This is a genomic window from Veillonella parvula, assembly GCF_032577575.1.
GTDB lineage: Bacteria > Bacillota > Negativicutes > Veillonellales > Veillonellaceae > Veillonella.
Window position 1 is genome coordinate 1 of the sequence record NZ_JAWFVO010000006.1, and the last position, 21,636, is coordinate 21,636.

At 31.7% G+C, this 21,636-nt stretch carries 22 protein-coding genes and 1 pseudogene; all 23 read right to left on the reverse strand.

Annotated features, from left to right (window positions below; all coding sequences use genetic code 11):
* A pseudogene (locus tag E7K77_RS09580) lies at positions 1-2,134 on the reverse strand (hypothetical protein); the annotation flags it as partial.
* Between the two features lie 243 nt (positions 2,135-2,377).
* Positions 2,378-2,890, reverse strand: coding sequence for a LemA family protein (locus tag E7K77_RS09585; protein WP_315308376.1), 513 nt, complete (start codon positions 2,888-2,890; stop codon positions 2,378-2,380).
* Between the two features lie 213 nt (positions 2,891-3,103).
* Positions 3,104-3,355: a hypothetical protein gene (locus E7K77_RS09590; protein WP_315308377.1), complete on the reverse strand. Its 252-nt coding sequence runs from the start codon at positions 3,353-3,355 to the stop codon at positions 3,104-3,106.
* Between the two features lie 24 nt (positions 3,356-3,379).
* Positions 3,380-4,036 (reverse strand): ParA family protein, encoded by a 657-nt coding sequence (locus E7K77_RS09595; protein ID WP_315308378.1) that lies wholly within the window; start codon positions 4,034-4,036, stop codon positions 3,380-3,382.
* A gap of 177 nt (positions 4,037-4,213) precedes the next feature.
* Positions 4,214-4,567, reverse strand: coding sequence for a hypothetical protein (locus E7K77_RS09600; protein ID WP_315308379.1), 354 nt, complete (start codon positions 4,565-4,567; stop codon positions 4,214-4,216).
* Between the two features lie 2 nt (positions 4,568-4,569).
* Complete coding sequence (locus E7K77_RS09605; protein ID WP_316591728.1) at positions 4,570-5,919, reverse strand: hypothetical protein; 1,350 nt, start codon at positions 5,917-5,919, stop codon at positions 4,570-4,572.
* Position 5,920: 1 nt separating this feature from the next.
* Complete coding sequence (locus E7K77_RS09610; protein WP_315308381.1) at positions 5,921-6,670, reverse strand: hypothetical protein; 750 nt, start codon at positions 6,668-6,670, stop codon at positions 5,921-5,923.
* A gap of 18 nt (positions 6,671-6,688) precedes the next feature.
* On the reverse strand, positions 6,689-7,165 hold the full coding sequence (locus E7K77_RS09615; protein ID WP_315308383.1) for a metal-dependent hydrolase: 477 nt from the start codon (positions 7,163-7,165) through the stop codon (positions 6,689-6,691).
* Between the two features lie 8 nt (positions 7,166-7,173).
* Complete coding sequence (locus E7K77_RS09620) at positions 7,174-7,335, reverse strand: hypothetical protein (RefSeq protein WP_024066977.1); 162 nt, start codon at positions 7,333-7,335, stop codon at positions 7,174-7,176.
* The gene (locus E7K77_RS09625; protein WP_325321185.1) at positions 7,332-8,171 is read right to left on the reverse strand and encodes a DUF4116 domain-containing protein; all 840 of its coding nucleotides are present in this window, start codon (positions 8,169-8,171) and stop codon (positions 7,332-7,334) included. Before E7K77_RS09625 ends, E7K77_RS09620 begins: the two co-directional genes overlap by 4 nt.
* A gap of 86 nt (positions 8,172-8,257) precedes the next feature.
* A complete protein-coding gene (locus E7K77_RS09630) occupies positions 8,258-10,342 on the reverse strand; it encodes a DNA topoisomerase 3 (protein ID WP_325321186.1) in 2,085 nt (694 codons plus the stop codon).
* Between the two features lie 94 nt (positions 10,343-10,436).
* The gene (locus E7K77_RS09635) at positions 10,437-12,791 is read right to left on the reverse strand and encodes an ArdC family protein (protein ID WP_325321187.1); all 2,355 of its coding nucleotides are present in this window, start codon (positions 12,789-12,791) and stop codon (positions 10,437-10,439) included.
* A complete protein-coding gene (locus E7K77_RS09640; protein ID WP_315308389.1) occupies positions 12,778-12,936 on the reverse strand; it encodes a hypothetical protein in 159 nt (52 codons plus the stop codon). The genes E7K77_RS09635 and E7K77_RS09640 overlap by 14 nt, the downstream gene beginning before the upstream one ends.
* A 49-nt stretch (positions 12,937-12,985) precedes the next feature.
* Entirely contained in the window at positions 12,986-14,068 is a 1,083-nt protein-coding gene (locus tag E7K77_RS09645; RefSeq protein ID WP_315308391.1) for a hypothetical protein, read from the reverse strand.
* 95 nt (positions 14,069-14,163) lie between these two features.
* Positions 14,164-14,670 (reverse strand): lytic transglycosylase domain-containing protein, encoded by a 507-nt coding sequence (locus E7K77_RS09650; RefSeq protein ID WP_315308393.1) that lies wholly within the window; start codon positions 14,668-14,670, stop codon positions 14,164-14,166.
* 482 nt (positions 14,671-15,152) lie between these two features.
* The gene (locus E7K77_RS09655; protein WP_315308395.1) at positions 15,153-15,419 is read right to left on the reverse strand and encodes a hypothetical protein; all 267 of its coding nucleotides are present in this window, start codon (positions 15,417-15,419) and stop codon (positions 15,153-15,155) included.
* Between the two features lie 121 nt (positions 15,420-15,540).
* A complete protein-coding gene (locus E7K77_RS09660; protein ID WP_315308396.1) occupies positions 15,541-16,011 on the reverse strand; it encodes a hypothetical protein in 471 nt (156 codons plus the stop codon).
* A gap of 11 nt (positions 16,012-16,022) precedes the next feature.
* Positions 16,023-16,412, reverse strand: a complete 390-nt coding sequence (locus E7K77_RS09665) for a helix-turn-helix domain-containing protein (RefSeq protein WP_315308397.1) — start codon at positions 16,410-16,412, stop codon at positions 16,023-16,025.
* Complete coding sequence (locus tag E7K77_RS09670) at positions 16,405-17,991, reverse strand: UvrD-helicase domain-containing protein (RefSeq protein WP_315308399.1); 1,587 nt, start codon at positions 17,989-17,991, stop codon at positions 16,405-16,407. The genes E7K77_RS09665 and E7K77_RS09670 overlap by 8 nt, the downstream gene beginning before the upstream one ends.
* An 852-nt stretch (positions 17,992-18,843) precedes the next feature.
* Positions 18,844-19,161, reverse strand: a complete 318-nt coding sequence (locus tag E7K77_RS09675; protein WP_315308401.1) for a hypothetical protein — start codon at positions 19,159-19,161, stop codon at positions 18,844-18,846.
* Between the two features lie 255 nt (positions 19,162-19,416).
* Complete coding sequence (locus E7K77_RS09680; RefSeq protein ID WP_315308403.1) at positions 19,417-19,788, reverse strand: hypothetical protein; 372 nt, start codon at positions 19,786-19,788, stop codon at positions 19,417-19,419.
* Positions 19,789-19,995: 207 nt separating this feature from the next.
* Positions 19,996-20,952, reverse strand: a complete 957-nt coding sequence (locus E7K77_RS09685; RefSeq protein ID WP_315308404.1) for a DNA cytosine methyltransferase — start codon at positions 20,950-20,952, stop codon at positions 19,996-19,998.
* 125 nt (positions 20,953-21,077) lie between these two features.
* A complete protein-coding gene (locus E7K77_RS09690) occupies positions 21,078-21,605 on the reverse strand; it encodes a Bsp6I family type II restriction endonuclease (protein WP_325321188.1) in 528 nt (175 codons plus the stop codon).
* Positions 21,606-21,636: the final 31 nt, after the last annotated feature.

The following is a 21,636-nucleotide window of genomic DNA, read 5'->3' on the forward strand; positions in this document are numbered from 1 at the left end:
CGTTCACTACTTTGACAGCGCCTTTAGCTACATTACGAATAACAGTTTTACCTGCATCAGTAATATTATCTAGTCCTGTATTAGCCTTAGTATCGAGCGCTGTATTTGTTTTCGCTATTTCTTTATATACAGTATCACCTGTTACCAATCCTGTATTTCCATTCGTTACAGTGCCTGTACCGAGTTTTTCTTGCCATTTGGATGCATCTGTACTTGTTAAATTAGAAGCATCTGTACTGGCTTTTTTATCAACATCTGCTTGTACTTTGTAAAGCTGACTACCATTAATGGCATCAGTCGATGTACTCGATACTTCACCTTTAGCTACATTTACAATTTGACGTTCGTGACCTGAAGAACCAATAGATACAGTTGCATCGGCTGTTATTCCATCAACTGTAGTAGGTGCTTTTGCAGTACTATTGTTCCCAATAACAACAGAATTATTCATTCCCGTTGGAATATTAATGTTATTACCAATAGCGAAAGCATTATTGGATTGAATAGAATTATTACTACCAATCGTGACAGAACCAACACCAGTAATAGTGTTATCACGACCAATACCAATAGCATCTTCGCCAGTAATTAAACCATTTGTACCAATACCAATAGCATTTTTACCAGTAACAAGACTATTGTTACCCACCGCAATAGCATTGGTACCAATATTTTTAAGATTGTTAAGCGCAAGTGTACGTTTTGTATCATCTAGTGCAGCTTGATCGGCATCAAGTTTTGCTTTTACACGTGCAGCTGCAGCTGCATCATCTAATTCTTGTTGTGTTGGTTGCAATTGAGCATTTTCACGTTGTTTAGCTTTAACAGCAACATCAGCAGCTTGAACCTTAGCATTTAAATCATCAAGTTTAGCCTGTTTATCAGCTATAGCAACTTTATATTGATCAGATAAAGTTTTGATAGTTAATGTATTAGAATTTTCAATATCTGTCACATTAGATTTAAACCATTTATTATAAGAATTTTCCCAAGAAAATTCTGAATGAGATAAATTAAACAATTTAGTATTTGAATCTTTATAATCTGATTCAAATCTAAGTTTATTTTGTAAATGAATTAATGCTTGTGTTGGATTAGTATTTTTTAAAGAATCATAAAGATATTGTTCATGTTTTAGATTAATAAGAGAAAAACTTCTTTTTTTAGCAACAGCAACTGCTTCTAATAAATTATTTTTAGTTTCTTGTGTTAACGCACCAGTCAAAGGGAGATTTTCAATATTTGATTTTAGAGAATCAAAATTATTTATTTTATTAAGATATGAATTATATTTAGTATCATCAAGCGAAGCAACTGCTTGTAAATTAATAGTTGATGCATCTATATTTAGTTCATTACCAGTTCCATCTACTCGTCCTAGATAATAACTCCATGGATTATATAAATAATAAATACCACTAATTGTTGTTCCATTTGTATTAATTCCAGAGGTATTATTACTATTTATATAGCTTTCATCATAGTAATGACTAATTCTGTCAGCTTTTATATTTTCCAAATCACCTTTAGCTTTAATATAATTTTGAATATAAGTTTTATAGAAATTCAAATCATTATTAACACTAGGGAATCCATCTTCAGATTTTTGTTTGAGTTCTGTAGCTAATGTATCTAGGCCGTTAGGATCAGTTGTCAGTAAACTAAAGTTAAGTTTATTAATATAAGATAATCGTTCGTTCATTTGGCGAACAGTTTCATCATATTCAGGCTTGAATGCATTGTAATTATTGGTAGCTGTATCAAGATTTGGTTGTAATATATTTTGAATCAATGCATTATTTTCAGCTATTTTCTTTTTAGCTGCTTCTACACGATTATAAATAGCATGTTTTTGATTAAAGTCAATTGTTTCATCGTTAACTAGCTTAGTAAGTCGTTCAATTTCTGCTAGTTTAGCTTGATTTTCTGCTAATTTTTGTTTAATTACAGAACCTGTTAGATTATCGCCAGTCGCCACTGCATTCGTACCTACAGCGATTGAGTTCACACCTGTAGCGATTGCTTGATTGCCTTCTGCAATAGAATTATCCCCAATTTGCACGGCTGCAAAAGACATATTTGTACCGAGCATTGTCATAACAGCTGCTGTAAGCCAAAGTTGTTTGTGCTTCATATAGTATCCTTTCTTATACATAAAAAAGGATGAACATAAGAATAATTAGTTACAGTATTAATACATAACAAAAGCTAAGGTCCATATATAATTTTTTCTTTTTACATATTAATAAAAAAAGTACACCCTAGTATGGATGTACTTCCTTTTTTATTGCCTCACGGGCTTATATTCATTCGTTCATCCTGTTCTTATTATATCAAATAAAAACAGAAATAACGAATGAAATGAATGTTAAATGAATTAATTGTTGTTAAAATAAGTTTCTTTATCATATCCAAATATTTTAGCAATAAAACAAGTTGGTAATTGAGTAATATAGGTATTGTAATCTTTGACAAATGTATTATAAGCTTCCCTACGTTCTGTTAATGAATGTTCATTATTACTGATATTTTCAAGGAAAATATTGTAATTACTATCAGATTTAAGTTCAGGATACGCCATAGCTACACCATGAATATAGGACAATGCATTAGTAGCATCCTTAGCTGTTTTCGTATAATCATTTGATATTTTTAATTGAATTCCCTTTTCATGTCCGTCATATTGACTAACAATAGCAGAAAATTGATTAATAATTTCAAGTTTTTGATTCAAAATAACAGCAATATTAGAGCGAGCTTCCTCTATTTTTTGTGTAAATGTTTGGATTCTATTATAAGTAATCCATACTCGACTGAACTCATTAAGAATAAATAATACTAATAAAATCCATTTAAAGCTCCATAAAGTATCTAAAATCCAGTCAATCATAATACAACACTCCTATTCACAACTAACAAATCACCTCAAAGGGTTTATATTCAATAAAATTAGATTTGACGTATATATACATCAACTATCATATTTGTATTATAGCATATATTAATATATAAAACAATAAATATATTAATATTTTTATTATTTTATGTATTTCAATAAAATAAAAAAGCCCTATGTAGTATAGGGCTTTCATCATTATAGAATTTACTTAATTTTTGGGAATCCATCAATATTTTGATAGGCTTCACAGCCTTTTAAAAATACTTCTGTAACAACATCAATCATTTTTTCGTCTTTCAATGCAGCGAACACTTTAATTCCTGCTTTAATTTCAGGCGGAACACGTAATTCTAAGCGTTCAAACTCTTTAGGTTCTTTTTCTTTTTTAGGGGCTGTACCACCTGCATTAATAAATGTATCAACAGATTTTTTCATAGGTTTTTTGGAAAGTGCCATTATAATGATCTCCTTTAATAACGATTAGATAGCTTCAATTTCTTTGACAAACGAAAGCATTTCATGAGCAGCTTTGCTGCTATGCTTAAATTCAGTAACACCTTGACCTTCAAGCGTTGCCCGTCGATAATCCTCACGTTGGCCTAATACTGTATTAGCACGAGTAACGTTATATTCACTAACGATTTCGTTTAGACCTTCTTCAATTTCTTTATGGGTTTTAGTAAATGTACGAGCCTGGTTTAGTACACATACTACATGAGGTTCGTTTTGTTTAGATTGTACTCTAAATGTATTGGCCTCTTGAATTAAATCAAGTGTATCCGTAGTACCCCAGAAATCAAACTGGCCACTAGTTACAGGAATGACAATAATATCAGCTTTGATGAGAGCGGTACGGAACATTACTGTATCACGGCCACCACAATCAATAATTAGGTAATCAGCTGTGTTATGTTGAATGACATCATCCAATTCCTCTGGTGATTCAATAGAAACGGCATTCATAACAGGAAGGCCTGTTTCTTTGCGATCTTCAGCAAATAAGAAGGATGATTGTTGAGCATCCGCATCTGCTAAAATTACCTGGTAATTTAATTGATTAAGTGTAGTAGCTAGATTGATAGCAATAGTCGATTTACCAACTCCACCTTTAGTGCTTGCGACGGCGATAATTTTCATAATAACAACTCCTTAATTATGTACCTAAAATGGTTTATATTCATTGTCTATATTTTATCAATAAAATAATTAATTGTCAAATTAATTTATATATAAATATATTTATATATAAAAAATATAAGCGAAGTGTTAAAACACCTCGCTTATAGAGCATGACAGTATATGATTAAAATTAATTTATAACGAATAACAAAGTGCTTCTCTACGAAGTCCTTCATTTTTAGCTATCTTAGCTGCACGTTTAATAGTTAACGTAAGGCTATCAGTAGCTTCTAGTGCATGAGATACAATCGGAACAATAGACGGATGCGTTTGTATCCGAATAGAGAAACACCATAATAAAGACGGGTTACGAGATAACACATAGACTGCAACAGTATAGTTATCTCTAATACGATCACCGCAAGCCGTTATCATGGTTACATCACGTTCAATACAGGGCATACATACAACGTATGTATCTCTATAAGGCTGTAACTCTAAAGAATGTAAGTTAAAACGATTTGTTTCTAATAATTTTTGAACATCCATAATTATCCTCTTATTAATAATGTAACGAAGATAAAGAACAAGAGCAATAAATTTACAAATACAGCTATAATAGTAATATTTTGAATCAAGCCTTTCTTATCAAAGAAATTATTGGATTTTTCAATAATCTCTTTTTGTTGATTATATCTTGTTGTAAGCGCATTAATTAAATTATTAGTTGTATCTTTAACTACTTGTGTTGATTTTTCTATAGATTCAATTGATTTATTCTTAATTTCCTGCACTTGTAATTGAATACCTGATTCATCATTAATGCAGCTATTTATGTTACTAATAATTTGTGTTTCTAATGAATTATATAAATCTTGCGTTGGTTTTTCTAATAATGTAGAAAAATTAGTGGATAACGTTTTAGCCTCGTTATACTGATTTTCAAGTATAGATTGTATGTCACTAATACGTACAGTCACTTTTTCACTTTCTTCAGTAAAACGATTAATCAAAGCTTTGCTAGGTTCATTGAGCGTTTGTTGAAGTAAATCTAATGTTTGTTGTTGGGCCTTTAAATTATTAGATAATTGAGTAATATGTTGTGTAACCAACTCTTTAATTTCTTGATTGGTTTTTACATTATTATCAGTAACAATAGCAATAATCTTTTGTTCTAACGACTTAGTAAAATCACCTAATGAAGCATCCATTAAAGCTTTTTGAATAGTAGGGTCAAGAGATGAGCTATCTGTAGAGTTATTCTCATCATTACTTTCCTTCGTTGAAACAGATTCTGTTTCGCTTTCTATTTCATCAACAGGTTTTTTAATTACTTCTTTAGGTTTTTCAGTGGATTCTTTATTTACTTCATCTTCAGTAGGTACATCATTAGTTTTTTCTACATCATCAGATGAAGAAGGGGGAGGATTAGATGTCCTTTCATCGCCTGTATCTGATGGTGTTTTAATATCTTGTTGAGCTGAAGAGGAAGGAGATATATTTTCTTTTATTTCCATAGTTTGAGCATCCTTATAATCTAATAGTTCTTGTTTGGCTACAGATAAGGCATCAATTAATAGCTTTTTACTTAATTCATCAGTATCTTTTTCAATGGCTTGATTGACGATACTAAACAATCGTTCTGATAAGTGTTTAACAGGTATTAATTTGATATAATGAGGCCTAATTTTGAGTATAGTAATTAAAATATCACGACGTAATACAATATCTCGTATGAATGAGTAGGAGCTATTTAAAAGCGTTTTAAAGCCGTCTGGTTTACGTTGTAATAACGTTATTAACGATTCTTCATCGGCTTGACGTAAATAAGGACTATCAAGCCATTTAGAAGGATCTAATTCTTGTAAATGTTTAATTACTTCAGGGGAGCGTGGCCTCATATTAATAAGTCCTTGTCATAGTTTCTTCCATAGCGCTATGACGATCACTAGATTCATCATTAGATGCTAATGGAATCATATCAATAATTCTAAGTAGACCAGAGTTACGGCTAGGTGCTACTCGTAACATAAAGCATTTACCAATATTAGCTTTATCTTTAACTTCAAACGTAGAATTATAATTTGGAGTAAACATATCGTATTTATTATTTTTTCTAAAACGATAAGAAAAAATATCATTGGTAATAGTAGAGAATAAGCATACTAATTCAGGAGCATTAGAATTAGCATTTTTTTGTAGCATCATTGCTACTAATTCAACAGGGTACTCACCACTAGATTTCATTACACGATTTAAAGACGGTGCTTGTTTAAATAGATAGCTATATTCATAAGGAAGTACAGGGATGCCATTAGCAACAGCTTCTACAGCTTTATGTTCAAGATAAACAATATATTCATCACGAGATACGGTTTGTTCTACACCATTAAATAAAATAGTAAAAGTTTCATCATTAGGAAGTTCTCGTAGTAACGCAACTCCAGTATCTTTTTGTAAAGCAATACCATTAGCTACCATCGACATAGTAGTTTCAATAGTAGCTAATCGACTATTAATATATTCTTCAAACTTAAAATACAAGTCAGATTCGATTTTACTATAACCATCAGTTTTTAATTTATTTTCTAAATACTCATGAAAATGTTCTTGTACAAGTTGAGATTTTGTTTTAAATTCCATTTTTTCCATTGTAAAAATTTCTCCTAATTAAAATAACAATTGTAATGGATAAGAGATTCCAATAATAATAAGAGTAATTATTGTAAGAACAATACAAATAGCAGATACTGCATATTCTTTATTATCGCCAGTTTTAAAATATGCTTTTCCAATACGAGAGTGTAATGTTAACCCTGGAACAGTTCCTGTTACTGCATCTTCAGCAATATGAGCAATACAACCAAATAGCCCGCCAAGTGTAACTTTAAAAAACAATGAAGATACTTCAGAGAAAGGATTAATAACAAATCCTAGTATGGCGAGAAATGTAAAAGCAATCATATAAGGAATAAACCAGTGTGTCACTTGTCTATGATTGTAATAGGTTAGATTAGACCGTTCTTTATGAGCTTCGAGCCGATCAGGTAACGTACTCCCTGCATACGCTCCTAACACAAAAGGAATATTTTGTGTTAGGAGAAATGCAATAGAGGTAGTAATAATTCTATGATTCACCCACTTCATAGAATCACCTAACGAGAACGGGAACGACTTTTTCCAAAGCATGGTATGGTTACAATTACATCACCAATTTTCTTTGTATGCTTATGATTTTGCCGTTGTTTCATAGCCGTTGTAGTTACAATCGGACTAGGGCTATTATTTCTTTTTTTTAATTGTTTTTTACGCCTCATCGTGTCAATTCAGCTCCTTCATTGGCTTTTTTTATAGTAAGACCAAATTGACGGCGATTATCTTTAGCAATAATCTTTTCAATTGTTGCATTATGCTGCATGGCCACAGGAATATCTTTAATGAGGTCATTGTCACGTTCAATGGCCATTTGATATAAATCAGGGTCATTACGTAGTGTTTGCCCTAGATATTTAACATTATCTGGATCAGCATTAATGGCTTGTCTAGCTAAACGGTCATTATCACGAGCAGACATACCTGCATAACGGAATGCATCTTCATCGTTAGAGATGGCTACCGATACAATTTTTTCGTTATTACGATATTTATCAGGCAAATACAATAATTCAGTACCATTAGAAGCAACTAATTTTAGGGCTTCTTCTTCTGTAAGTTCTTTGTATTCTTCTTTCTTTTGTTCACCTTTAATTTCTTTTTCTTTTTCCCAGGTATCCATTGCTTGTTCAAAATCTTGAACAGCTTCTTGATCTTTAGTAAGAGATGCAGTTAGTGCTAATGGTAATGTTGTACCTGCTTCTTTAAGGTAATCAGACCGTTCATAACTAAGCCATACCTCTTTAGGTTCAGTTGTATATGCAATACGATTTGTATTTTCTCGTTCAAATTTTTTGAAAGAGAAGGATGGATGTAAGGCCTCATGACCTTCCACATATCCTTTAATTGCCTCTATAGTTTCTTTTGAGCAGGTAATAGGCCATCTATGTTCAATCGCATTGACAATAGAAGCCGTTGCATCAAATACCTCTTCACGTTCAAAAGGTACTTCATTAATAGAACCTTTAAAATCTTGTTGTTTTTCAATTAATGAGGACATTTATATCTCCTATATAATAGTTCAAAAGATAAATTAATAAATATATTAATATTTTTATTGATTAAGAATTTTAATTATTAATCATTTTATAGTTTAGGCTTGCCTTTAGCATCCTCTTTAGTACATTTACAATCAGGATAATTACTACAGCCCCAGAAAGTACCTTTACTGCCTTTTCGTTGCTTTAAAAATCCCTTATGACAATCAGGGCATTCATAAATAGCAGGTTTACCATTAGCATCAGAGAAAATAGCTTTACATCCATTTTGAGCATAAGCGCTACATCCCCAGAATGGGCCTTTACTACCTTTTTTTAAAATAAGAACACCTTCATGACAGACAGGGCATTCAACACCTTCAATTTTTGGTGGTTGAGCAAAAATTGTTGTTTCTGCCTCTACCAATCCTTTAAGGAATGATTCATATTCAGACATTACTGCATTTAGAGAGGTAGTTCCTTTTTCTACATCCATTAAGGAAAGTTCCATTTTAGCCGTCATATCAGGGGCTGTAATAATACTAGGAATATGTTTAACTAGCTCTTCCCCTAATGCAGTAGGGCGAAGAGATTTACCATCTAAAGAAAGAAATCCATTATCTATTAACCCTGCTATAATCGTTGAACGAGTAGCAGGAGTGCCAATCCCTTTAATTTCTTTTAGTTTTTCCTTAAATTCAGGATCGGAAACAAAACGATGAATATTGGCCATTGCTGTTAACAATGTACCTTCTGTAAACCGTTTAGGTGGTTTTGTAACACCTTCTTTATAGTCAACATCAGATACAGGAACAGAATCGCCTGTAGCAGCGGTTACGGCTTTTTGAGCAATGGATACATCATTTGTATCTTCATCCTCTTTATTTGAGCCTATAAGGGCTTTAAATCCTTTATCACGTATAAAGACACTACGACCATTAAAATCTTCGCTTGCAACAGAAAATACATACTTTGTTTCAGTAAATTCCATAGAAGGATACCATTGCAAAATATATCGTAAAGCAATTTCGTCATATAAAAGTTGTTGATCCGCATCTAATCCAGACGGAGCTTCACGAGTGGGAATAATAGCATGATGGGCTGTAATTTTCTTATCATTAAAACATTTAGATTGTAACGACGTATTAGCATGACTAGAAAAATCACTAGGTAACGTAGAACCACGAGAAATAGCATCTAAAATATCATGTGCATCATTATATTGGCCCATAGGCAAATAGTTACAATCAGAACGAGGATATGACACATATTTCATTTCATATAGTTTTTGGGTGACATCAAGTGTTTTCTTTGGTGACCATCCTGCTTTTTTATTCATATACCCTTGTAAAGAATCCAGGGAATATGGAAGGGGAGGGGCCTCTTTTTTATCATTAACGGCCCATTCTTTAATGGTAGCTGTTCCTGCTGCTTTACAAGCATTCATAAGGGTTTCTGCTTCTGATTGTTCTACAATATAGCCTTCATGAACGAGCTTTCCTTTAAATTGTTCATTATCTACAGAAATAGTCGCATGAATATCAAAGAATTTTTGTTCTTTAAAATTTATAATTTCATGTTCACGATTTACAACAAGAGCTAATGTAGGTGTTTGTACACGACCAACATTTAATTTACCTTTACCGCCTAAATGTTGATAACGGAGCGTATATAAACGTGTACCAGACATACCTAATAGCCAATCCATTTTAGAACGGCCTAGACCTGCTTGTGATAAGTTTTTAAATTGACTATTTTCCACAATAGAATCAAACGCACGTTTTAATGAGGTATCATCTGTAGCATTAATAAGAATCCGTTTAACCGTTCCTTTATAATCGTAATATTCTAAGACTTCATCAACGAGTAGTTGCCCTTCACGGTCTGGATCGCCTGCATGAATTACAACATCAGCCCACTGCAACATTTCTTTAATAGCTTTAACTTGTTCCTTAGCATCTGCACGTGGTTTTAAAATCCAATCGGAAGGAATAATAGGTAAATCCGAAACAGTCCATCTATGATATTTAGGATCATATTCTTCAGGATCAACAGTTGCAAATACGTGACCATAACACCAAGTAACTTTAGTATCACCTTTTTCAAATGCTGTTTTACTTTTAGTAAATCCACCTAAATATTTAGCAATAGCATTAGCTAAACTAGGCTTTTCTGCAATATAAAGTGTATTCATTTATATCCTCACTGGGTTTATATTCAAATAATTAATATATAAAACAATAAATATTTTTAAGTATTACACAATAAATAATTTTAATAACAAAAGATTAACGTTCTAAGCCAGATTTTCCTTTAGGTTTAGAAATGGATAAGCCAACTTTAGGCTTGTGAGATAAATCCTTAGTTTGTGTTATGTTCAGCATTTCTTTAACAGGCTTTAATGCTTCTTCATATTTTCCAGGATTAGGATGCGAATTATAAAGTGCCTGTAATTTTTCTGTATAAATTTTAGGATTAGTTTGAACAGAAGGGGATGGTAATTCGTTACGTTTTAGTCTATCTTCTAGTTCTTCAACCATAGTATGAACATCATCAGACAATCCTTCTAATTTAACACTAGTCCATTTTTCCATTGATTTTAAAACGTCAAGCATTGGCGTTTTAGAAATAGTATCTAAATCACCTAAATCAATACGACTTTCAAATGTATGAAATTCACCATTTTTATCAATAATATGGAAATTAATCCCTAATTTATCGTATACACCTAAACAACTACGTACATTAGATGGATTTTGTGAATCGAAGCCAGTTCCATCTGCAATTGTAATGCTTCTATTGGCATTTACTAAATGAACAGTCATATCTTCTAAAACAATATCATTCATTAACTGAATGGCATAATCGCCTTTATATAAGTTAGAACTTTCAGGATCATGATCTAAAGCGTAAAAATGACCACCATATTCTCTATAGGCATCATCTGGGCCAAGCATTTTTTCTGGCGTATCCTGCAATAGATAATCAAAGGATGTACCACCACCAATAACAATCATATTAGTATTATGGCATAATAATCCTTCTTTATGTCGTATGCTAATAGCAAAGTTTTTATCGAATTTCACTGTATTTTGTTCTTTTGTAGATGAAATAAGATTATCCTGGTTCATATCATTGGTAATAATTTGTCCATTAGGGCAATTAACGATAGAAGGTAGTTTGCCTTCAGCAATCAATTGTTGCTCTTGTGCTACTAAATTTTCTAATGTATGAGGGTCTACATCAAACGTCTTTACTAGAAAATTATTAAAGTATTCAATACCACCAACTTCTTTTTTACCGTTTAAATTAGCACTTTTAATATAACTATCCCCTAAGTCGAATCGATCACCAAATTCAAAGTCTTTGACCTTGATAGTAAATGAACATTTAGCATATCCAAGTCCAGAGTAAAAATAATCTTGACGAGCTGCATCAGTTAAAAATTGTTGAGCTGCTTTGCCTTTTAAAATTAAATTATCAGAATAGTAATTACCAGTATCTATGCCTAAGTCAGATAGTTTAGATGGCAGTACACCAATACGTGTATAACTTTTACCATCCTTATCAGTAACCATTCCTTCAGCCCAATCGAAATGAACTTCTAAATCATCTAAAGAGTATTGATTTAAAGAAGTAGATTGTCCTAACTGTTCTGTTTGTTCTTGTTCAAGAACGAGCATATTATTTTCAATATACGTAGCAGCTTGTTCTGCTTTTTTTAAGGCTTCAATAAGTTCTAATGGGCTTTCATGAAATACTTGCTGCCATATTTCAATATACGATGTAGAATTATATTTTCCCATTCGTTCTGAATACGGTAGATTATATTTAGCATTTAACCTAGCTGCTGTAAATTCAGCAACGACTTCTTCTCTAGCATAATTTTGTAATTCTTCTAAAGGATTAGATGCTTCCATATATTGACGATTTAACCGATTAGGGTGTTGTGTACTATGAGCGATTTCATGTAGTGCTGTTGCATAGAGTTGATCCATCGATTTAAAATCATCTTTTGGTCGTAAATGAATCGTATCAGTGCTTTTTTGATAGTAATTATCTTCCAAACTATCATAAAGAATAGAAGCTTCACTATGATTAAGAATCGATTCTAATTCTTTGATACGTTGTTCTTCTGTCATAGGTTGGCGCTCATAAGGTGGAATACCATTAATCTGTTCACCATTAAACACAGTAAATGGTTTACCCATCCAACGCATCACTTGGGTGCCATCTTCTCTAGTTATAGGAACCTGAACAATTTTACCATTTTCATCGAGAACTGGATTACCATCCTTATTTAATTTATCCATCGTATCAGGAATGCGTTCCCAATATTCTAATGTTGTACCATGACTACCTTTTTTTACAGAATACCCTAACTCTTTTGCTTGTTTAAAAGTTAACCAACGAGGATCTTTGTAACCTTCTATACTAGCTGAAATGGCTAATATAAACCGATTCATACCGTTATATGTTTTATCAGTTTTAAAATTGTATTGTTCAAATAAAGATGGATGGTTAGGATTATTAAAGACATGAGGATTACCATTATTAATTTCCGTTAATATATAATCAATTACCTCTTGACGTTTCGCTTCAATTTTATTAATTCCAGATGTACTTTCTTTACTCAACGCCATGTTCTTCATCCTCCATATCCATTTCAAAATCATTTGGTGAAATACCATCTAATGAACTTTCAGAAATGAATAACTTATCAGGTGAATTGACTAATTCTCCTGTATCCTCATTAATTAATTGAATTGTTTTTCTTTCTGTCATCATACTTCCTCCTAATATATTAATAATTAAAATAATAAAACAATTTATATTTTTATTGTTTTAACATTTTAGTACCATCTTGTGTGGTAACAGATTGAATAGTAATAGATACTAATACACGATTATTCTTAATTGCATCCGCTAATAATTCTTGTGCCTTATCAGTATAATTAACATCTTTATCATAAGAAATAGAATTAGAACCTTTAGCAATGTCAATTGGTAACTCTTTAATAATAGTTCCTGTATTTTTATCTGTGAACGTAACAATAGCTTTTGCAGAATCTACTTTATTATCTAACAAGATAGGAGCTTCTATTTTGAGTTTAGATTTTAATTTAAATAGATTTTCCTTTTCTTCTTTTGATAATTTAAATAATTCTTTAGGCGATAGTTCTGGTTTTGCTAAATCTTGAATAGATACAGTAGGGTTACTGATTTTGATAAGTTTATTAAACAAAGCAATTGTATTTCTATTTTCTTCAGTTAAATTTTGCTTATAATCTACTAAACGAGTTTTAATGACTGTATCAGCTGCTACGAGTTGATCAAGCATCCATTTATTGTCCACTTTTTTTAAGCGGATATGAATTACATATTTCACATCTTTTTTGTTTGTGTCATGAACTGTTAAATCTAAAATTGGTACATCTGATTTTTCTTTGGTTAAATGAATAGATTCAAATTCCAAATCATTAATACCAAGCATCCGTATACCTTTAGCTACAATATTATTTGCATTACCTGTATACATGATTTTGTGACTATCTTTAATATTGTTGAGAATATTTTCTGCTACATCAGCCACCATTTGATCACGATTAATGCTATCTGATAACGCATCAGCACCATTAGCCCAATCTTCAACTTTAACATTTAAAAGAGATGTCGTTTTAGCCGTTTCATCAATTAAGTTATACAGATTGACATATTTATATACGGTATCGCTATCACCATTTTGAATGGCCGTATTTAATTGTTCAATCATATATTCAGGGCTTTGCTTAATCACATGATTATCATAATAATTGTATAGTCCGATGGCTACAACTAAGCCAACAGTAATAGCAGCTATTTTCCGTCCATGTTTTTTCCAAATAGGACGGGCTTTTTTCCCTAATTGTTCTAAATTCATTGTGGCCTCCAAGGGCTTATATTCATTACCTATATCATATTAATAGTTAAAAATATTATTATATTAATATTTTATACAAAAAATTATTTTATTAATTAATTTTCTAAACTTAATAATTGACTATATCTATCAGAAATAGCATTTACATAATCAATAGTTTCTCCATAAGGTGGAATACCACCATATGCATCAACAGCACCAGGGCCCGCATTATATGCTGCAATAGCGTAGGTAGCCTGCCAATCTGTTCCACTATACCGATTTAAATTATCAGCTAAATAACGAACACCTGCTTCAATATTTTCATATTGATTATATGGATTAAGTCCATAAGAAGCGGCAGTGGATGGCATTAATTGAGTAATACCAATAGCACCAGAATTAGAAATAGCAGCTTGATTAAAACCGCTTTCTGTTTCAAATGTAGCCGTGGCCAATAATGGATCTACACCATTTTGTTCACAATAATATAAAATAGCATTAGCTATATCATTGTCCCCAACAGTATCATACACAATCTCTGTAGCTGTCATAGCAGCGCAGTGACTAGTTGATACTAACAAGACTATAGCTAGCATCCCAAACGATTTACAAACATTCATCTAACAATCCTTTCTAATCCCTTACAAAAAAAATCTGCATATACAAATATGCAGATAGAATATCCCTAAAAGATATGTATGTAATTATACCTCAAAGGGTTTATATTCTATCTACATGGAAGGGAGGTACCTTCCACTATAATTATATCATAATCAAATATTCATATTTTAAACAAATAACAAAAACAACAGTGTTAGTTTTGAAAAATATCAAACTTATTATTACATAAATACATTTAACTAACGGATGATTATATGATTAAAGTTTTAGAGAGGTACTAAACTCACTACAATTAAAAAGATAGGAGGCAAGCCAGAAATCTTATGGGAGATTAAATTTCTGGCCAAACTAAATTATCAGAAAATGCACTGTACCTACACATAAAGCGAAACGCATTATATATAAACTACAAATAATTTAGCCTCCATATATAATATATAAAAACACTAATATTTTAATTCTTTAATGTTTTTATTTATTATTATTTTTTTCTTCCAAACAAAATAATTACCAGGAATAATGTAATACTTGCAATTGTAGTTAGGATAAATCCCTGTGTGCCTGAATCAAGTTCACTAATGATAATTCCAAGTGTAATGATTGAGAACAAAGCAATACCACAACATACGATAATAGAACCAAGTCTAATTAAAATATCCTTATTGGTTAAATTTAAATTAAATTTGATTTTACTTACAATAATTGCCATTGCAATAACAATACAAAACAGAAGAATCAATAAGAGCATATATTCACCTTCTTTCTAATAAAATAATGATTATTGTATGGCTTTCTTTATCAAGCATGATTTTATATATTAAACATTTAGCGTTAGACAAATACTAAACTTATTATTAATCCATACAAGGCTATCGTGTTACCCACTTCATACAGCCAATACGTAAATAGTGCATTAAACCAGTAGGGCTTAACGAATACCAATTTTTTCTTTCCTTAGCTCGCTTAACGAACCCACCAAAGCTATATTGAACACCATGATTAAGAGTAGTCGATTTATCAATAAGTATTAGGCCTGCATCGCCAAGCATACTATCAATTATTTCACGATAATTATTGTAAAGAGTTCTAGGCATCGCATAGTACAAATATTTGACGTTTTTACAGTCATGATAACGTTTTTTATTAAAGTCATCCTTAAAATCTTGTAAATTAGTTTTGATTTCAACTTCTGTTAGAAATTGTGTTTTCATAGAAAAATACACAAAATCTGCTTCATATTCAGTATGCCCTGGACAATACATACTGACATTAGGGATACAAACATTATTTAAGAACAAGTGTTTACCAAGGACGTATTGTATATCTTTTTCATTCATCATAGTGCCTCTTTTTAATAAATATTTTTTCTACATTCATTAACAGCTAATATAGGATCGATTTTATAAGTATCAACAAATTGATTAAGTAGAGATGCTTTTAAATTATCAAGTTTTGGAACTGAATTAGTTTGTTGCAGCTCCTTTAAATACAATGCAGTCAATTCATCTTGTCCGACTAAAACTTCTAAAGGAACACTGAAATAGGTTGCTATCATATATAACTTTTTATATCTAGGAAACACTGTTCCTGATACATATTTGCTAATAAGAATAGGGGATACGTCAATAACAGAAGCCAATTCTTTTTGTAAAAGATGATCACGATCCATTAATTGACGTAACCGCACTTTAAAAACAATTTTACTCAAATATAAAGCTTGATTAAGCTGTTCATTAGTCACGATTAATAGAACCCCCTTTCAATGATTCAATTAATGGAGCAATATGACCAATGTACAACTTCTTTTTGGCTCGTGTAACAGCTACATACAATAACCGACATTCAGCGCTATTTTTAATTTGTACAATCTGTTTATCACCTTCTTCTTTAACCGTATAGCTAATCGGTTGAAAGTCAGCTGCTAACATTACATTATTCCATTCTAAACCTTTTGATCTATGAACAGTTGTTATAGATACATCTGGATTTGTACAATGACACTCTTCTACAGCTCGTTTGACTGCTTTATAGCCACGTGATTTTTCTAATAAGAAAGCTAGGCATAAATCAGAATCATTAAACGCAATACAGTATTCAGCTAATTCATCATAAGAATCAAAATTTTTAAGAGCCTCATTTTCAATATCTGAACGGCCTTTTTTAAGGTGTGAAATATCTCTAACGGTGTTAACTAAATTAGTTAATCCATCTAAATTATGAAGATTAATTCTTTTATCAGGATATTCCAACATATAATCAATAGCTATACTAATAGCACCTGCATTAGTGCGTGTTAAAATCACATCAATATCTTCAGGATATAATGTTTCAGAATCTATTAGCCCAATATCTGGATTACCACCAGAAATGGTTTCAGGGGAAGATAAATAGTTTAAAAACAAATCAGCTACAGATGCAATATTTTCACCAAATCTAAACGACTTAGTTAAATAACACATATCACCATCAATACGTTCCATCGCATTGACGGCACCTCGCCAATCATATATCTGTTGATACGGATCACCAACAAATATGATTCTTGTATTTGTTTGAGCATTTAAAATAGATAGCATCAGGCCATCTGTATCTTGTGCTTCATCGAACAAAATATAATCATATGGTAATTGAGGTGCTTTTAGTGCAAAGATTTTCAAATATACATCATGAGGAATTTGAAAAATTCCTTTAGGGCTTTTAAAATCCTTCCAAACAGCCTTTACATAAGGGAATAAGTTAGATTCTAACCACTTAACACTTTTTTTATCTAGCGTAAGATTATCATATGGTAATACGTGTCTAGCAGCATATTCCATAATCCATTTTTTAGGTGTAGTATCTTCACTACGGCAATATAGGCCAACAGCTGCTTTAACAATATTAAATTGACGAGCAGGCGTTAACGTTATACTTCCTTTTACTTCTCTTTTTGAGATTTCATTATATTGAGTAAAGGTTAGTTTTTGTACCGAAAGTGTAGTATTAATAAAATCAAGAAAGTTATTCAGCATAAAAAAATGCGTATAACGCAATTTTTTTATAATATTTTTGCTAACCTGGCGATACGCTAAACTATGAAAAGTTCTAGCTTCAACATGATTAGGAAGCTTTGATTTAGCTTCTTCAGCAATCCCCTTATTAAAGGCCAAGTAAATCCCTTTACGATATTGTTTACTTAATGCATCTGCAATTAATATAATTGTTGAAGTTTTACCCGCACCTGCAAAAGCTGCTACACGTAGTTTTTCACCTTTTTGTAACGCCTTGCATTTATTAACAATTAATACCTGCTCTTGTGTTGGATCAAATACATGATTCATAACTGCCTCCAGGGCTTATATTCAAAAATAAATCAACAAATAAATTAAATTATTTATATATTTGTTTTTTTATAATCCAACTCAATTTATATCAGTAACTATTATGTATCTATAATGCAACGAGAGGCGCTGTTTTAGAGATGTACTAAACTCACTACTATATACACACTGATATAAAATATAAGTTAGAATACCTATTAATCTAGTATTAGGTATACTTATATTATACTATATATGAACTAAAAAAGCAGCTAAATCAAGTCTTTTTAGTTCTTTTTTCTTATATTTATAATATACTTTTTCTTAATAGTTACTAGTAAAAAACACGAGGTGTTTAGACGAGTGTTTTTGCTTGATTCTGTAAATCAGATGTGTTAACAGGTATTGTAGAGCCAGAGCGAAAGCGGAAAACTCCCTCCCTACAGGCGCACTAGACCCTTTTTTATACTGGATTTATGATAATCAAAGGGAATATAAAGTGTATCTGTAGGAAGAGAGTAGAGTAATAACAGGCACCGTTTCGCCGTCGCATTGCTATCAATCCCTGACTCCTAGCGTTTCCGCCATCTAGCTTCATCATTTCCCAGTCCTGCCCAGGAACTCCACTAGACCTCCATGCCCGTAAGCATCAGAACATCCACCCAGACCGTTTAGGCCGTCATCGCCCATCACAGCAAGATCTACCAGAGATAAAAAGATCCTTTCAGAATAGCTAAAGTTCCTAGCTGCTCCCCTTTGACATTCGTGGGGACTACGAAGTGAAGTTTTACAAGTGCTTCCTTACCACCTTGGTTCCGTCTATACAACGACGTGTTCTCTTATAATATTGTGATACAGCCAATAATTAGAAATCTACCGATAGAAAGCGAGTGCTTTTTCCATCTGTTTATTTCTAAACCGTTTATGATAAAAGCCATGTACACGCATTGCTTTCCATAAACTAATCAAAATATTGCTTATTTTGAGTTCTGAGCCAGTTTCCCATGCATCCACGATACTTTTATCGCAGATGGATACTAATAAGCCATACAGTTCAAAATTACAAGGCGTAAAATAAAAGAAATAATGTAAATCGCCCAACATAACATATGAATTGTTATGTAAATGATGATATTCATCATGTAATTGTTTGCAAATTTCATAATTGAAATCTAAGTTAGCTTGTTTCATGCAATACCCTCCTATTACTAACTTGCAAAAACTTTATAATTCCCAATACGATTATAAAGCATTTGAAAATCAGCATAAGAAAAACTTACGCAAAAATACAAAAAAGCTAGTGACTACACCCTGTAATCACTAGCTTAAAATGTCCTATGTATGGTATACTAACCTTCATAGAACAAGTAAAAGCGGATTAGTAGTGTGTTTACTAACGCCGCCCTATGAAGAAGGTTCCCGCCAACTTCATAGGACTTGTTCTTTTTATTTTTTTAGAAATGTATCTTCTGGTTGTACTGATTGTCCCATATGAGCTATTGTATGTTTATCATCAAAATTCAAAACAATACGACCATAAATATTATATTCTTTTTTCTTTTTAATAACATCAGATGGATCTTCTTCAAGAGAATTATAAGTTTTATCGTATTTATACATGGAAGAGATTTGCTTTCCATCTGTATAATTTACAACACCTTTATATGTGAAATCATTTTCTTTCTCTAAAACAATGCTACTAATTCCTGTTCCTTCTTGTTGTTTCGGCACCCAAGTTCCTGAAATACCATCAGATTTTCCACATCCACTTAATGCAAAAATACAAATAATCCCTAATAGTAATAAAACTTTTCGCATGCTAACCCTCCTAATAGATACAAAAAAATCGCTAGATTCATCTAGCGATAGAATAACTCTATGAATCTAATAGTGTGTTTATTATCAATATTAACCTGTTCCCGCAAGTCAATACATCATTTCTGTATATATTTATACTCATTATTAATGATAAACTATAATTTGTCAAGAAGAAAACCAAAGAGACTGTTACCTCTTTGGTTTTTATTATTTCATTGCCACTAACATTTGTTCAGCAATTCGTTGAACAACAGATACACATACACTATTACCTGCTTGTTTATATAAACGACCATCAGCAATATCAGGTAATACAAAAGATTCTGGGAATCCTTGTGTATTAAAACATTCTTTAGGTGTCATTTTTCGTATACCTTGTTTTGTTTTAACAAGACATACATTATGGCCACCTTCTCCTTGATTGGCTGTCAACGTAGGCACAACGCCACTCATATTTTTACGAACATATTTCCTACGCCATTGATATACAGCATTAGAATCATCCATTGCTGCTACGAGTTTATCGTATATATCTCCTTTGTATTTTCCTTTAATGTAAAAGTATTTCTCATCAATAGGATTGATAAAATCAATCACATCATGAATCGTCTTTTTTAAAGGAATTGGTTCAGGGAATGTGAATTTTTCAAATACTTTTTTAGTTCTAAAGCCCACAATATAAATACGTTCTCTATTTTGAGGAATATTGCCATATTCCATAGCGTTAAGCACAGCATATCTAACATGGTATCCTGCATCCTTTAGAGCTTCTAAAATTACTCTAAAGGTATTTCCATTATCATGACTAACTAAGTTTTTTACATTTTCCAGTAAAATAGCCTTTGGTTTTTTAGCTTTAATAATTCTAAGTATCTCAAAAAAGAGAGTACCTCGACCTTTTTCATCTTCAAAACCTTTTCTATAACCTGCAATAGAAAAAGCCTGACAAGGGAATCCACCTAAAATAATATCTATATTAGGGACTTCTGAAGCCTTAACATCACATATATCTCTTTGATCTACTTTGATAGGAAAGTTAGCTTCAAACGTTTGTATAGGGTATAGATCTATTTCATTTGCATAGATGGTGCGAGCTTGTTTTGTTAGTTCAAAACCTAAATCAATACCACCAACACCTGCAAAGAAAGAAGCAACAGAATACATTTATAACATCCTTTCTTGCCTAATGAATAAAACACTTAGTTTATTATATAATAAATTAAATAAAAAAGCAGCACGCCGCAAATATAGCCGTGGAAAGAATGGATGTATTCCAATCCTTTCCACGATTATAATGGAGTAAAAGTTCGTTTTCTTAAATCAAATAAAAACGATGGTTGAATATTGAATGGTTTAATAATTTTATCTTCAATATTAAATCGAGGCCGACGGCCTGCCAGTTGCTGTTCTAGCAAGGTTTCCGTTGCATTCACATAAATATTTCCAAGGGAAACATTATTAATACCTGTCAAATAAATTAACAGGGTATCATTGTGTTTATTTAATTTAACGAAAACTAATTCGTCAAATCGTTCACTAGGACTAAATGATGATGGGCCAGTAGAACTACTGCCTTTAATCTCAATAATTCGATTTCCATTGGGATCAATAGCATCACCAGAACTGCCCTTATTAAGAAAATAACCACAGGTATAACAAACGATATTTTCACTGATTTCACTAGGAAAATTAATACCTCTAGTACTTAATGTAGATAACATTATGTCTAGGGTTTTCCATTGAAAATACACATCAATAGTAGTTTGAATCCTATGTTCATCTACGGTAATTAAATCATAATCTTTAATTTTTGTCATAGTAAGACCAGATGGAATACATCCATATAAA

Excerpts from the sequence above, each read along its gene's own strand:
- E7K77_RS09585 (WP_315308376.1), bottom strand. The coding sequence starts at position 2,890 with ATGATTGACTGGATTTTAGATACTTTATGGAGCTTTAAATGGATTTTA.
- E7K77_RS09590 (WP_315308377.1), bottom strand. The coding sequence starts at position 3,355 with ATGGCACTTTCCAAAAAACCTATGAAAAAATCTGTTGATACATTTATT.
- E7K77_RS09595 (WP_315308378.1), bottom strand. The coding sequence starts at position 4,036 with ATGAAAATTATCGCCGTCGCAAGCACTAAAGGTGGAGTTGGTAAATCG.
- E7K77_RS09600 (WP_315308379.1), bottom strand. The coding sequence starts at position 4,567 with ATGGATGTTCAAAAATTATTAGAAACAAATCGTTTTAACTTACATTCT.
- E7K77_RS09605 (WP_316591728.1), bottom strand. The coding sequence starts at position 5,919 with ATGAGGCCACGCTCCCCTGAAGTAATTAAACATTTACAAGAATTAGAT.
- E7K77_RS09610 (WP_315308381.1), bottom strand. The coding sequence starts at position 6,670 with ATGGAAAAAATGGAATTTAAAACAAAATCTCAACTTGTACAAGAACAT.
- E7K77_RS09615 (WP_315308383.1), bottom strand. The coding sequence starts at position 7,165 with ATGAAGTGGGTGAATCATAGAATTATTACTACCTCTATTGCATTTCTC.
- E7K77_RS09620 (WP_024066977.1), bottom strand. The coding sequence starts at position 7,335 with ATGAGGCGTAAAAAACAATTAAAAAAAAGAAATAATAGCCCTAGTCCG.
- E7K77_RS09625 (WP_325321185.1), bottom strand. The coding sequence starts at position 8,171 with ATGTCCTCATTAATTGAAAAACAACAAGATTTTAAAGGTTCTATTAAT.
- E7K77_RS09630 (WP_325321186.1), bottom strand. The coding sequence starts at position 10,342 with ATGAATACACTTTATATTGCAGAAAAGCCTAGTTTAGCTAATGCTATT.
- E7K77_RS09635 (WP_325321187.1), bottom strand. The coding sequence starts at position 12,791 with ATGGCGTTGAGTAAAGAAAGTACATCTGGAATTAATAAAATTGAAGCG.
- E7K77_RS09640 (WP_315308389.1), bottom strand. The coding sequence starts at position 12,936 with ATGATGACAGAAAGAAAAACAATTCAATTAATTAATGAGGATACAGGA.
- E7K77_RS09645 (WP_315308391.1), bottom strand. The coding sequence starts at position 14,068 with ATGAATTTAGAACAATTAGGGAAAAAAGCCCGTCCTATTTGGAAAAAA.
- E7K77_RS09650 (WP_315308393.1), bottom strand. The coding sequence starts at position 14,670 with ATGAATGTTTGTAAATCGTTTGGGATGCTAGCTATAGTCTTGTTAGTA.
- E7K77_RS09655 (WP_315308395.1), bottom strand. The coding sequence starts at position 15,419 with ATGCTCTTATTGATTCTTCTGTTTTGTATTGTTATTGCAATGGCAATT.
- E7K77_RS09660 (WP_315308396.1), bottom strand. The coding sequence starts at position 16,011 with ATGATGAATGAAAAAGATATACAATACGTCCTTGGTAAACACTTGTTC.
- E7K77_RS09670 (WP_315308399.1), bottom strand. The coding sequence starts at position 17,991 with ATGAATCATGTATTTGATCCAACACAAGAGCAGGTATTAATTGTTAAT.
- E7K77_RS09675 (WP_315308401.1), bottom strand. The coding sequence starts at position 19,161 with ATGAAACAAGCTAACTTAGATTTCAATTATGAAATTTGCAAACAATTA.
- E7K77_RS09680 (WP_315308403.1), bottom strand. The coding sequence starts at position 19,788 with ATGCGAAAAGTTTTATTACTATTAGGGATTATTTGTATTTTTGCATTA.
- E7K77_RS09685 (WP_315308404.1), bottom strand. The coding sequence starts at position 20,952 with ATGTATTCTGTTGCTTCTTTCTTTGCAGGTGTTGGTGGTATTGATTTA.
- E7K77_RS09690 (WP_325321188.1), bottom strand. The coding sequence starts at position 21,605 with ATGACAAAAATTAAAGATTATGATTTAATTACCGTAGATGAACATAGG.